The following is a 13,356-nucleotide window of genomic DNA, read 5'->3' as shown; positions in this document are numbered from 1 at the left end:
TCTTTCTTCGTAGGATAAGGGAAAGCATCGATGTATCTACAATCGTTATTGTGGAGGTAGAATAAAATTGTGCGAAGGATCAAGGAATCCTACCTTTTTAAATGAGGAGCTAGCTTGGTTTTCTTCTTTCATGAAGAGAATGCTTTTGCAAAGATAAAATATTTTCCATCAATAAAAATGATTCCTTATCTTACATTTTCTATTCTTTCCAACGCATTATTGGAAGAATAACGAGAATTTCATCTCAAATTATTGAAAATAGAGGCTCTGACAGCTGCTCAATAATGAAAAGAAAACAGGATAATTGATCGGTGAGAATAGAAAAGTTTCCTCATGGACTGTTGATAAATCCAAGAATAAAGGAAAAAATAAAATGGCACTCTTTCCATTTTCAATTGCTGATATTGATGATCCTAGTCATATTCGTGTTGTTCTCTATGCGAGTGGAAGAATGGGACATGCCCCTTTAAATGCATTGTTGAAGCAAATCCTGCAAGAAGGAAAGCGTGAAGATAAAAAACACCAAAAAAACTATATACAACTTTTACAGCGTATTACGGCTTTGGAAGAACAATTGACAACAGGAATAAAAGATCATAGCTTTTCATCAGAAAAAGCGGGAAGATTTCCAAAATGAGCACTTAATTGTCAGCTGGAGAATTGTCAGCTGGAAAGTGCATAATTAGGGGAAAACCATCGATTTTAATCATCCTATAGGCGGTTTATGGAATCAGGAAAATGCGGCAAATATCAAAAGAGGGGCTTGCACTCATTAAACAATGGGAAGGATTACGCTTAAAGGCTTATCAAGATGTTATTGGCGTGTGGACAATTGGATATGGACATACAGAACAAGCAGGAAAACCTGTTGTACAAGATGGCATGGAAATCACACAGGTTGAAGCAGAGACTATACTTCGACAAGATTTGAAACAATTTGAACAAACTGTGGAACGCGAAGTCACTCAGTTTTTAACTGATGAACAGTTTGCAGCTCTTGTATCCTTTTGTTATAATATAGGAACAGAGGCATTTTGTAATTCCACGCTCTTAAAAAAGCTGAACAAAGGAGATTATGAAGCCGTACCAGCCGAATTGCAAAAATGGATAAGAGCAGGAGGAAAACGTGTGCAGGGATTGGTGCATCGACGTGCAGCAGAGGCTGGTTTATGGGCTAAAGGGGCTTATGTTTCTTCTAATTATCAAAAGGTGGAAACAACGAAGAGCATGCCTTTTTTCAAAGCAGAAGTTTTTGCACCATTGATTGCATCTTTTTCAGGTCTTACAGGATTTGTTACGGGACATGGTCCTGTACAGTGGGCTTTGGCTGGTATTATGATTGTGACTGTGATTGTGGGCATTATCTTGTATATTGATACAGTGAGGAAAGAACAAAAGTGATTTTTTTGTTTCGATGGGGTTTTGCTATCCTTTTGGTTATTGTCATTGCTTTGAGTAGCTTTTTTTATGGACGTTCTTTTGAACGGACAAGGTCCTTGATACAAGCGATATCGGCTCTTCAAAATCGTGAGAAAATTAATGCTGAAACTTTTACTCTTTCCCCTTTTAGCCTCTGTCGTGCTCTTGGAGGGATGCCAAAAGAATGTGCCGTTCTCTTGCATAGGATGGAAAAAGCCTCCAATCATTAACAAACCAGCGCATTTAGTTCAGCAAGAACCTTTGTTATCACGCTGGATCGTGGAAACAGATCGCTTTGGAAAAAAGCAGAAATGCTGGTGAACATAAAATAAATTTGATTTTCAAAAAAGCCCAATGGCTAGAATGAAAAAGAGGGAAGAATATAACGATACAAATATTGAGTCACGCTCATTTGCTCCTTTTATTGATCTTATTACACCATAAGGATGATGGTGTGTGTTCTTTAATTGATTATACCCATGAAAAATTGTGCAAATTGAATGAAGAAAAAGAAAGAAAAGAAACAAGATGAGTGTATTGTAAAAAAAGATTTTAGCCTTGGAAAAACAATAAGATTCTTTTCTTAAAATGAACGAAAGATTGCTTTTTGATGTAAGACAATTGATAATAGTTTTTTGTTCTATTTAACTTTCTTCTCAAGTATGATCTGTTCTTGGTAGAGTAAAGGATACGCTGTTCATGGAAAAAAGACTCCGCGCCAGGCGAAAATCCTATCGCAAAAAATTGTATAAAAAAATTACTTTTTTTTGTATCGTTCTTTTTTGTGTACTGACTTTTTATTTTGTGGTGAAAACAATTATCGGTCACTTTTTTTTCAAACAAGAGGTCGTACAAGAAGAACCTGTTAAATTAACTATTCCAACATTTGATTTTCGTGTTTATTGTAAAGAAATTGCAGCTTTAGCTGTGCCCGATATGGTGCAACAAGTCTATCATCGTTGTTTTCATCTAGAAAGTGAGGCTTTTTTTGCGATTCGCAAAATGTGGGAAGAGGTTTCCGATGATGCTAAGAAAAAATGTATAAAAATTATTCGTCCAGGAGATGGAAATTATTTTTTGCTGCGTGACTGTCTTCTAGGTGAGCAGGAAAAAGGTGAAGGAAATAGCCAAGAGCATCATCACTTTTAAGGTTTCCACTTTTAAATTTCTTGACGTTTATGTAAAGCAAAAATTGCCCTTAAGAGTGTCGAGTGTTGCCCGATACCAGAAGGTTTCTTTCAATGATGTGACTCTTCTTTTCAGAGAAAAAAGAATTGTCGAGAATAAGATTCTTACTCAAATTGCTTAATTTTATTGCTTCTCAATTTATATTCATGTTCTCTCTCAGACTCTTTTTTCTCTATAATCTTTCTGCCTCGTTTATAGTATGTGCTATTTGTTCTGCGTATTTATATATACTGCTAGAAAAGGATTAAAAGCTCCTAGTTTTAAAGGCAGAGAGGATTGTGAGAGGTGATCTAGTATATAGGCAATATCATCTGCAAACACATCCAAAGATGGATCTTTGTGTAGATCAAGTCGGTTGCAGGAACGCTGACATGTCTGGCATGTTTCAACAACAATAGCACCTGAACTCTTGTCTAGATTAGAAGAAGAAACGTTTTGGATTGATTCGCAAAAGGTGCATTGAAGAAGTGGATAATGCCATAAGGTGCCGCAATAAAGACAAGAGCAAAGTCGTGTGCCTTCTTCTAATCCTGTCTCAACAACAATGCTGGCTGAATGGGTTCCCCTACAGGAAGGGCAAAGATTCTGTTGGTGTATCTTTATGATTTCAGTATTAAGCTGTGAAGCTGCCAGAGAGTAAATAATTTGTAAAACGCCAGTAATAAAAAGGTGCTCTCCTTCTTGTTGTAGTGGAATTTCACAATTGAGTATATTGCTTCCCCAAAGGCGCCATTGATCTTGTCGAAGATGCATTCTGCTTAAAGCTTCTTTTTGTTTTACAGGGAGTGCATAAATTGACATATTGTTTAAAAAATCATGCACAACGCTTTCATAAAAACCCAATTCTAATATCTTTGATCGATCAATAAAAGGAGTAGACATGGTGCTAAAACGAGCAAGTGCACGAGAAAAATCTTTAAATCGTTTGACTGATTGTTGTTGGATTGTGCAAAAATGAGCTAGAAAGAGAAGGGTATCTTTAGCGGAGTGAGTGGTGGCTAAAGATGTAAAGCACTGAGCTCGTTTTGCAAACAAAGCTTCACTCTCAGGAAATTTTATCATAAATGGGGTGTGTGTTGTAGAAGGAGTGTCTAATCCTTCTGAATCTTTTTGGTGTAGCATGTGATATCCCTCTTTTGTATTTTGCTTATAACCTTTTTTCTTATAAAAAGCTTACAATTTTCATTTTTAAGATTACTTTAATTTATTTTGCTGTGCGGATCTGCGTAGTATGGAACTTTTTTCCGCTTTTAGGGATTGTCAGTATGAATTTTTTGAACGAAAATTAATGAGTGCGAAAATATGAAGAGTGAAGTGTCTTGTGAAAAGGATATTTTGCTTCACATTCGTCTATTAAACGGCATTAGGATTCAAACGAACGAGATCTTGAGCAGGAACTCGGCAATAGCATTGCGAATTTCCTTTATAATTAAATTCATAGAGGGGGGAAGCCTTTTTATGATGTTAAAAAATAAAGGAGTGTCTATATTCGGAAAAATGGATTTTAAAAGGAGACATATTCTTTTAAATCCACAACAGATGTGTGTATATTTGCGTTTTTGTGTTGTTTTTCGACAATAAAATGATTTTTTTTAATGAAATTGTGATTTATTTGAAAAAAACACTTGGCATTTTCTGTGAACATCTCTAGGTTTCTGCTTGTCAGCGGAGAGAGCGGAGAGATAGGGAATTTTGGGTTAAGTATTCCGTACTGTTTTTGTGTGATATTTCAAAATATATATCTTTATTAAGAAGCCAAGGAATATCGTTTAGGTTAAGTGAAACGGGGATGGTTCAATAACTAAATTTTGAAAGTGATAAGCATTATAAAAAATAATGCAATAAGAGAAAATTTAAAGAGCAATAAAATCCAAAAGGGATAAATATGAGGCCACAGCAGAATAGACGCGTACGCGGTCGCAATAACAATGGCAATAATAATCGTCGCGGTCCTAATCCGTTATCTCGTAATTATGAAAGCAACGGGCCAGATGTTAAAATTCGTGGAAATGCTCAGCAGATCGCTGATAAATACATAAGTCTTGCACGTGATGCGCAAGGAGCGGGTGATAGTGTTATGTCTGAGAATTATTTGCAGCATGCTGAACACTATTTGCGTATTATTTTAGCAGCTAATGACCAAATGTCTCACTCTCATAAGCGTGATGAAAATAACGAGCAGGAATGCGAAGACACAAGCGTTGAAGAAAGTACAAGAGAGGATAATAATAACGAAAGACCGTCCTTGCAAGAGCATTCATCAAGGAATGGTGATGGGCGAAAAAATCAAAGAAAAGGGAAGTATACATCTGATACATTAGATGAGAATTTTCGAGCTGATAAAGCTGAGCAGCAAGAGCAACAAACTGCTGAAGAAGGAGCTGAAGCTTCCAAATCATCACGGCGTCTTTCACGTTCTCGTAGGGTTCGTGTTTCAGAAACTTTATCCTCTAAGCAATCAACGGTTGTTTCAGACAGTGCTGAAAAAGTTATCACATCGGCAGAAAAAATTGTTCCTCTTCCTTTATTAAGCGAAAAGGAGCAGAAAAAACCACGTCGGCGCCGGGCAACATCTTCTTCTTCAGTGGAAGAAAATACTTAAACATTTTAAGATGTTTTATTCATTTTAGAAGGTGATATTTTTATTTATTCTTCTTCGATTCATTATAAAGAAGAGTCAGAATCCATTGTTTTTTCTGTGATGTTGACCGAAAAAACCGAAAGAAGCTCACCGGTGTGGTAATTATAAATCATAAGTTTCGTTTGTCCTTCTGGTGTTAAGAGTCTCAAGATCATATTTTGTTGGGAAAGACTTTGCGATAAAATTTGCGTTTTTGCAGGTAAAGATAAAGTATGATGAGGCACTGAAGAAAATAAAGGCTGTGCCGATTTTAGCGTTGTCTCAGGTTTTATAATTTTATAAATGACTCCAGCAAAGACAGCAAGAATTAACAAAAGTGTGATAGAGATGGAGATGATCATCAAACGCATCAGTTTCTTTCTCACCTGTTCCACGGCAGGATCTAATGGTGTGTTTTGTGAAAGAACACAGGGCTCACTGTTTTGAGCTTTGGAATCATACATTGGTTTATGCCTTACTGTTATTGAGTGCTGATATTGATTTTTGCTCGTTAAACCAAATGTATACTTTTAATTGTTTTCGTTCAATGGGAAGATGCTGGTGGAGGAGAATAGTTTTGCCCATTTGCGTTACAATGCTGAGCTTACGGTCTCATCAGTATTTTGTTCTTTTAGGAAAAAATTGCCTTTGTTTGTTACAGACCAGATAAGGGTTATTTCTTGTTGTGGTACGCTGGCAGAGATATTTGTGCATTGAGCGAAGATTTGTTCTCCATAAGAGGTAAATTCTTTAATTGAGGGTATAATTTTTTGCTCACATGCTTGTGCTGTGAGATAAATTTTAACCATAGTTTTATTGGAATAACAACTGTTAAAATCATCTGTACATGAAACCAGTAGAAGAACAGCAAGAACAGGATTCATAATGTACTTATCCGAATAAAATATAGAGTATTGAGAAATTGTGTGAGAGGTAGATCCTCTGGATTCTAAATAATTTCAAAGGGTTTTCGTTCCAAAGAAATACTCTATCTTGCTGCTGTAGGAGGAAAAGAAAAGCTAAAAAGCGCCAAGCTTTGATAATTCGGGGTATAAATTCCCTGTTGCTTGAATGGCTTTATTCTTATCCGTAATGCTCGGATGGCTTTGTTCTTAGTCGTGATGCTTGGATCACTTTATTCTTATCCGCAATGCTCGATCGCTTGATTTTTCAGTCGCAATGCTCGGATGGCTTTGTTCTTAGTCGTGATGCTTGGATCACTTTATTCTTATTCGCAATGCGCGACTGCTTGATTTTTTAGTTGCAATGCTCGGATTGCTTTACCTAAGACAAAATATCAAAATAATTGTTAGAAACAGATAAACAATAGATCAATCCTTCGTCCGTTAATTTTAAAAAAGCTGAACCATCTACTGCAATGGGAACGATTTTGTCTAAAACGGTATTTCCAAAACAGGCTTTCTTATGTGCAGGAAGAAAGATTTTCTTTTTAAATTCTTCACTCCATGTGATAAAGAGTTGCGTTTTTCCTTGGGCTGTTGTGCTGACTGTGCAAGTAATAGAAACAGTTCCTTCGTCTTGTGATAAAGCACCAAAAGAGAGCGAATTAATAATTAATTCATGAAAAGCTAATCCAATATGCAAAACTGCATTTGGAAAAAGATAAGGATCAATACCCTTGATGGAAAAACGCGCCTTTTCTTTTACTAAATAGTTTAAAATTTGTGTTTTTACCAATTCATGAAATTGAGCACCACGCCAGTCAGAGTCGGTAATCAGATCTTGAGAATGAGAAAGAGAATGAAGACGTCCCTGAAATTTTCGTAAGAAGGTTTGCAGCGATTCTGTATAACGGGCAGTTTGGGTTGCAATACTTTGGATAATTGCTAAAAGATTTTTAGAACGATGACTGACTTCCCGTAGTAATATTTTAAGCACTTGTTCGCGACGGCGTAGACCTGAAATATCAACGCCTGTAGTGATGATACCAATGATTTTTCCATTTTCATTCCGGTGGCAATCAATAGAAAATTTATACCAAATGGTTTGTTTGGACATATCTTCAAATCGTGCTTCAATAGCCTGTGTTTTCCCTGTTGATAAAACTTGCAGTTTGATGGTCTCCATATTGTCCGCAAGATCGACTGAGAAAAAATCACTGTCACGACATCCAACTCGCCATTTTTCTTTCAAAGGTTGCGGCAGGTTTTCTGCCCATAAATAGATCAGATTTGTTGTTTGATATAAAACACAAATATCAGCGCCACGGATTGCTTGCAGTAAAGCGCTGAGGTGTGATCTATCTATAGATGTGGTGGAAACAGGGGGCACGAACATAATCATTCCCTTCTGTTAGGCTGCTTTAGACGCATTCTCTTGGAAAAATAAAGCTTGTGAGATAAGGGCCTTTACCATATCAGGATTAAAGGGTTTGGTGACCAAAAAGGTTGGTTCTGGCCGTTCTCCAGTGAGCAATCTTTCAGGAAAAGCCGTAATAAAGATCACTGGGATACAATCATTTTTTAAAATATCGTTGACTGCATCAATTCCAGAACTGTTATCGGCTAATTGAATATCAGCTAAAATGAGGCGTGGTTTTTTCTGATGATACATGACAACAGCTTCATTATGGGTTCTTGCGATTCCTATCACTTGATGTCCAAGGCTTTCCACCATTTGTTCAATATCCATGGCAATGAGAGGTTCATCCTCAATAATCATGACTTGTGTCGCAATTTGTTGAGAAATATCAAAAGAGGCTTGGCTGAGGAGTTCATGAAACTTTTGTTTATCAATTTTCATGATTTCTCCTGCTTCACTTTCATTAAATCCTTCAACAGCAATGAGCAAGAAAGCTTGTCGTGCACGGGGAGTGAGATAAGATAATTGAGCGCTGGCTTTTTGTTCAAAACCGAATTGCGGCAATGGCTCAGCAATATTGGGCGTCGTTTGATCAAAAAGGTGACAAAAGAGTTGATACGTTCCAATGCGATCACTGGACGTTTGGGGGAAAATAGAAAAATCAACAATGAGTGCTTCTAACATGGCTGCGACATAGGCATCACCAGAAGTTTGGTTGCCTGTGATGGATCGAGCAAATCGTCTCAGATAAGGAAGATGAGGGGCGATGCGTTGTGATAGGGACATGATTTAAAACTCCTTCAGCTTGCGAAAGCACTTTTATTTTTTCAATCCCTTATGGATAAAAAAGTTCCTGCTTTCGGTCTGGAACTTTTTAGGAGGGACTATATTTACAACTTTAAAGAGAAAAATCTTCTTTCACTACTATATGGGTTAAGGGGCTAAAAAATGAACAACTTTGGTGAAAAAAATCTCACCGATTATTTTACATTTGAAGATGATCTTCTCGGCGCAAACAGTGAAATAGCACTAAAATTGCGTCAATTTTATATGCAAATTCAAGAAGAGCCACTTCCCCTACGTTTGCTGGAGCTTTTGGACAAATTAGAACAAGCAGAACAAGATAGTCTTCGTTCTGAAGAAAAAAGGTTTGATCCCTTATGACGCAGAGCTCAAAAGATTTTAAACAAGAATTGCTTTTTGTTTTACCAGCTTTACGGGCTTTTGCTGTTTCTTTAAGTGGCACGCATGATAGAGCTGAAGATTTGGTACAGGATACCCTTATGAAGGCGTGGGCTAAGCAAGAAAGTTTTGAAATTGGTACTAATATAAAAGCATGGCTTTTTACGATTTTGCGCAATGAATTTTATAGTCAAATGCGGAAAAGAGGAAGAGAAGTGCAAGATAGCGATGGCGTTTTCACTCAAAATATAGCTGTTCATCCTTCCCAATATGGGACGCTCGATTTGCATGACTTTAAAAAAGCCTTAAACACATTATCAGCTGAACAAAGAGAGGCAATCATTTTAATTGGGGCCTCTGGTTTTTCTTATGAAGATGCTGCAGCTATTTGCAATTGTGCTATTGGAACAGTTAAAAGCCGTGTAAGTCGTGCACGCAATCGTTTGCAAAAGCTTCTCGAAGTTGATGGTGATACTGATTATGGTCCCGATCTTTGTTCGGCTGGAAGCATCTTATGTTCTTTTAGTGATTAGGAAAATAATGATGGGTGAGAACATGGTTTATTATTGTTATCGCTACAGAGAAATCAAAATTGTGAGAATGCGCAGAGCCTTTTATCTCGCCTTCTAGGAACAAGAGCAAAAACGAGGATATGGAAAATAACTCTCTTTCTTCAACTCTTAAAGAAATAAAATAATTTTTTTCTAAACTGAAGAGTGCTGATTTTTGGATTCATTGATGGAAAGTATATGATAACAAAGGCGAATTTGTCTTCTAAAATACCCATTTCTGGTTCAACAACATCACGTTGGCGGTGGGGAGCAATTATTGTTTCTCTTTTCATGGCTTTTTTGGCTTCGACCTTTATTATTCTATTATCCAATGCCGTTGATCAGGAAATTTCACAGTTGGATACAAGCTCAGAATTGCGTGAACAAGCAGATTTAGCCCTTATTAGTTTAATCGATATGGCTGCAGCAAATCGAAGCTATGAAAAAAATCGTCGGGTGGAAGATAAAGTGCGCTTTGAAACAGCGGTTCTTCATCTTGATGATATTCTCAATTATATTGCCCTTCTTGTTCATTCTCATTCACAATGGTATACCTGGTTTACAGCTTTTAAAAAAGAGATCAAAGCACGTACAGCAATTATGAAGGACCATATGATTGCTCTTGATGCATCTTCTGGTCAATCCGTTCATTCTTCGGCGTTTCCTGAAGTTAAGACAACTCAAGTCACAAGTTTGGTTCAATTAATGGCCAATTTTATCGATGGCGATGATATTGAACGACAAAAAAAACGTGAAGATATAGCGCTCATGCGTGCTGCTTTGACTCTGGCTGCTATTGTGTCTGTTGTGAGCACTTTTATTTCTGCCTATTTTGTGATTAACCGTTTTCGATCCGATATTCAGTCTTTAAAAACCTATCAGTTACTTCTTCATAGTGAGAATGCAGCTCTTGAAGCTCGTGTCAAGGAACGAACACAGGAGTTGGAAAAGGCTCGTAATTATGCGGAAAAAGAACGTTGTCGTGTTGAAATGTTGTTACAGGACGCGAGCCACCGCATTGGCAATTCCCTGGGTACGGTTTCTTCTTTGCTTGGTTTGCAATTAAATCGAAGCAAGAATGAAGAGGTTCGTTCTGTTTTGGGAGCAGCACGAGATCGCATCCAAACAATATCAGCAGCGCATCGTCGTTTGCGTTTGAGCGATGATATGGAGACAACATTATTGGCAGATTTTCTTAATTTGGTTGTGCATGATGTTGAATTGGCTATACCATTTGAATTACGTGAAAATATAACTCTTCATAAGGATTTCAAAGACTGCCGATTATCTTCAAGAGATGCTACGACGCTCGGAATTATTCTGGGTGAATTGCTTACAAATTCTTTAAAACATGCTTTTCCTGATAAACGCCATGGGAATATTTATATTTTTTGTGGACCTCAGAAGAATGGAAAAATGGCTCTGATCGTTGAAGATGATGGCGTGGGGATGTGCAGTCAAAATGCAGAGCTAAAAACGGGACTTGGTCGTTTGGTTATAGAACAGCTTTGTATGCAATTTGGTGAGAAAGCACTGTTTGAAACATCTGCTTTAGGAGGAACAAAGGTGATCATTCCTTTGCCAAAGATCATAGGAAACTGTTCGGAGCGTTTTTAATGCTCTCTTTTAAAAGAGATTATATTCTTTGATCAAAATTTTCATTGATACAAGCATTGAAATTTCTCAATAAAACTCTCTGTAAAAAACATGATAAAATTTGGCGAAAAAAGTTCTCAAACCATCGACAGTATGCAATCATAACAATTCGTCAAAGCTCTCATATACAGGTTAGGAGTACAAAAAGAGTTTTACTGAATTGCTCCCAAAAAATTTCTTTAGTCCTCTCTTTTACAGAATTTGTCTTTGATCAAAGAGAAGGGGAAAAGAGAAAAGAAATCTTGAAAAGCGTTTTTCAAAATACAGTTTTTACTTTCTTCTCTTTTTTCTCATGAGAGCAAGTGAAAAATGTTTCTACTGAATCGCAATGATACAGGAGAATTCACTATGATCTATAGGGGTATGATGAACTGTTGGATCTCTATCGTAAAAAATGAACTGAGATTCTTTAAAGGAATATTTCTATACTATTTTCTTTATTTAATCTTTTAAAACTTTATCTTTGACTTAAACGATTAATCGATACAACAATATCAGTGATGTCCTCTCGTAGAAAAACAGTAGTTTTCCTGATATATGAATCAATTAAGATGCATTTTCTGGCTGTGTTACGCTGTATATTAAGGAATCAATATTTTTCTTTTCTTTCAGAAATGCTTGTAGATCTTTGTCTTTTAAAGATTTACTATCAGGCAAACGAATACGCATAGGATCAACTTTTTTACCATTCACAATGATTTCAAAATGACAGTGAGGTCCAGTTGCAAGACCAGTCGATCCAACATATCCAATAATTTGTCCTTGTTTTATTTTGACGCCTGGACTAATATTAGGAGCATAATTATTTTGATGTGAATAACTACTGACATAGCCGTTAGCATGTTTAATTTCTGTATGGTTGCCATAACCGCTTACGACTCCAACTCTTGTCACCACACCATCTCCAACAGCAATAATGGGTGATCCCTTTGGTGCTATCCAATCGACACCTGTGTGCATGCGCACATAACCTAAAATAGGGTGCTTCCGTGGACCATAAGGTGAGCCGAAAATGCCATTAGGGATCGGCTTTCTAAGCAAAAAAGGCTTTGAACTTTTTCCCTCTGAATCATAATAATCGGCACTCCCATTCGTGGATTGGTAATGGTAATATTTGTACGTAACACTCCCAAAGGTTGCACTTATATAACGGATTTCAGGATCTCCATTGGCGGAAGAGGAGGCCGTTTGCAGTTGTGTACCATTTTTTGTATTTTTACTGTTTTTTTCAGCCTGTTGTTTAGGAAGAGCGTAAAATATTTCGAGCTGATCAGTTGGTGTGATGCGGCTTTTCATATCAATATTCATTGCAAGTAAACGAATAAGATGCTGTGAAAGAGATTGTGACATATTATGGCTGAGAACAGCTTGATAGATTGCATCATAAACTGTTGGTAATTGTGCCACACTAACATAAGAATGAGGCTGACCATTTTGAAATGCAGTTTTAAGGGCATGTGACATTTCTGGTTCTGTACTTGCAACAAATTCGTTGTTATCATTGAGGGCAATTGTCAGAATATGATTCATTCCTTGGTAAATACTTGCCCGAACAAGATGATCTTCTTCACCGTGTTGTGTGACAATTCCAATGCGTAAAAGATTTCCTGCTTTGAGTGTATCTGAACGGTTCAATTTCGCTAATGTTTGTGCAATTTTCTCCATCTGTTCTTGTGGATAGTCGGATTTTTGAAGCGCTTCTAAAATTGTCTTCTTTTTACGAATGGGAATAATGTCTTCAGCATAATTTTTGGTGAGATCAATTCGATGATTGCTTGCTGTAATAGTGACATTTTCTTGGGTAAGACGCACATTAGGAATCTTTGGTACTTTAAGAGAAGGTGTTGAAATATCGAGTTGTGCGGGGTCTAAAAAAGGAAGAAGTGAAAGTTTCTCATTATTTTTATCCAAAGCAAATCCGGATTTTTGTATTTCTTTTTGTGCTTCTTCAGCCGTAAGTATATCCGTTTCATCAAAGTGCGCCTGTTCAATAATAAAATCATGGCTGCGTAGAGTCATTTTTGTTTCAACTTTTGCTCCATAAATTTGCCCTCCTTCAAGAGTTTGAGAAATTTGATTGTTCGAATCATTAGAAAAAATACTTAAGGCATCAAAGGGTGGGTAGGTGTATTTATGACGGCGTTCTTCGGCTAAGGCCATCCGGATCCATTCAAAGTTCTGAGTCTCAACGACTTTTTCATTTCCCTTTTTTTGAAGCGTAGATAATTCAAATTGTCTTTTTCTATCAAAGCTTTGACGGGCATGTGTGGGAGCAATACGATCTCCCTTTTTGTCATAGTCTTCAAGAGAATGATCTTCTAATAAAAACCATTGTGCAGGAGTAATTAAAGTGTGTTTTCCTTCTAAAGCAGCAAAAAGCGCGATTCCCATAAGAATACAAGAGGTTACTCCAGTGAG

The 13,356-nt window shown here is 37.0% G+C and carries 14 protein-coding genes (1 of these 14 only partly in view); 8 read left to right on the top strand and 6 right to left on the bottom strand.

The window, feature by feature from the left end:
- Positions 1-373 precede the first annotated feature (373 nt).
- From Bho11B_RS00170 to Bho11B_RS00155, 4 genes are all read left to right on the top strand, one after another.
- Positions 374-637: a hypothetical protein gene (locus Bho11B_RS00170; RefSeq protein ID WP_035006607.1), complete on the top strand. Its 264-nt coding sequence runs from the start codon at positions 374-376 to the stop codon at positions 635-637.
- A gap of 101 nt (positions 638-738) precedes the next feature.
- On the top strand, positions 739-1,401 hold the full coding sequence (locus Bho11B_RS00165; protein WP_078673974.1) for a lysozyme: 663 nt from the start codon (positions 739-741) through the stop codon (positions 1,399-1,401).
- Complete coding sequence (locus Bho11B_RS00160; RefSeq protein WP_035006609.1) at positions 1,398-1,649, top strand: hypothetical protein; 252 nt, start codon at positions 1,398-1,400, stop codon at positions 1,647-1,649. The genes Bho11B_RS00165 and Bho11B_RS00160 overlap by 4 nt, the downstream gene beginning before the upstream one ends.
- Positions 1,650-2,118: 469 nt before the next feature.
- Entirely contained in the window at positions 2,119-2,568 is a 450-nt protein-coding gene (locus Bho11B_RS00155) for a hypothetical protein (protein ID WP_078673973.1), read from the top strand.
- Positions 2,569-2,811: 243 nt separating this feature from the next.
- On the opposite strand, the gene Bho11B_RS00150 is transcribed toward Bho11B_RS00155, so the two are convergent.
- Complete coding sequence (locus tag Bho11B_RS00150; RefSeq protein ID WP_078673972.1) at positions 2,812-3,729, bottom strand: formate dehydrogenase accessory protein FdhE; 918 nt, start codon at positions 3,727-3,729, stop codon at positions 2,812-2,814.
- 763 nt (positions 3,730-4,492) lie between these two features.
- Between Bho11B_RS00150 and Bho11B_RS00140 the strand changes: the two genes are divergently transcribed.
- A complete protein-coding gene (locus Bho11B_RS00140) occupies positions 4,493-5,209 on the top strand; it encodes a DUF4167 domain-containing protein (RefSeq protein ID WP_078673970.1) in 717 nt (238 codons plus the stop codon).
- A gap of 62 nt (positions 5,210-5,271) precedes the next feature.
- Here Bho11B_RS00140 and Bho11B_RS00135 read toward each other — a convergent pair whose 3' ends face one another.
- The 4 genes from Bho11B_RS00135 to Bho11B_RS00120 form a co-directional block, all read right to left on the bottom strand.
- Positions 5,272-5,691, bottom strand: coding sequence for a hypothetical protein (locus tag Bho11B_RS00135; protein WP_078673969.1), 420 nt, complete (start codon positions 5,689-5,691; stop codon positions 5,272-5,274).
- Positions 5,692-5,817: 126 nt separating this feature from the next.
- Entirely contained in the window at positions 5,818-6,111 is a 294-nt protein-coding gene (locus Bho11B_RS00130; protein ID WP_078673968.1) for a hypothetical protein, read from the bottom strand.
- 400 nt (positions 6,112-6,511) lie between these two features.
- Complete coding sequence (locus tag Bho11B_RS00125; protein WP_078673967.1) at positions 6,512-7,525, bottom strand: PAS domain-containing sensor histidine kinase; 1,014 nt, start codon at positions 7,523-7,525, stop codon at positions 6,512-6,514.
- A 15-nt stretch (positions 7,526-7,540) separates the two neighbouring features.
- Positions 7,541-8,335, bottom strand: a complete 795-nt coding sequence (locus Bho11B_RS00120) for a response regulator (protein ID WP_078673966.1) — start codon at positions 8,333-8,335, stop codon at positions 7,541-7,543.
- A gap of 162 nt (positions 8,336-8,497) precedes the next feature.
- Between Bho11B_RS00120 and Bho11B_RS00115 the strand changes: the two genes are divergently transcribed.
- The 3 genes from Bho11B_RS00115 (at position 8,498) to Bho11B_RS00105 (ending at position 10,899) form a co-directional block, all read left to right on the top strand.
- On the top strand, positions 8,498-8,713 hold the full coding sequence (locus Bho11B_RS00115) for a NepR family anti-sigma factor (RefSeq protein ID WP_035006619.1): 216 nt from the start codon (positions 8,498-8,500) through the stop codon (positions 8,711-8,713).
- Positions 8,710-9,264 carry an RNA polymerase sigma factor gene (locus tag Bho11B_RS00110; RefSeq protein WP_078673965.1) on the top strand — a complete coding sequence of 185 codons (555 nt, stop codon included), beginning with the start codon at positions 8,710-8,712 and terminating at the stop codon, positions 9,262-9,264. The genes Bho11B_RS00115 and Bho11B_RS00110 overlap by 4 nt, the downstream gene beginning before the upstream one ends.
- Positions 9,265-9,480: 216 nt before the next feature.
- A complete protein-coding gene (locus Bho11B_RS00105; RefSeq protein WP_035006622.1) occupies positions 9,481-10,899 on the top strand; it encodes a sensor histidine kinase in 1,419 nt (472 codons plus the stop codon).
- Between the two features lie 585 nt (positions 10,900-11,484).
- Here Bho11B_RS00105 and Bho11B_RS00100 read toward each other — a convergent pair.
- Positions 11,485-13,356 carry the 3' portion of a M23 family metallopeptidase gene (locus tag Bho11B_RS00100; RefSeq protein WP_078673964.1) on the bottom strand. It continues 117 nt past the right edge of the window, so 1,872 of the gene's 1,989 nt are visible here — the last part of the coding sequence; the start codon falls outside the window, past its right edge; its stop codon occupies positions 11,485-11,487.

The organism is Bartonella sp. 11B (genome assembly GCF_002022625.1).
GTDB classification, from domain to species: Bacteria; Pseudomonadota; Alphaproteobacteria; order Rhizobiales; family Rhizobiaceae; genus Bartonella; species Bartonella rochalimae.
The sequence above is the reverse complement of the archived record's forward strand: the minus strand, read 5'-3'. Positions and strand labels throughout refer to the sequence as shown.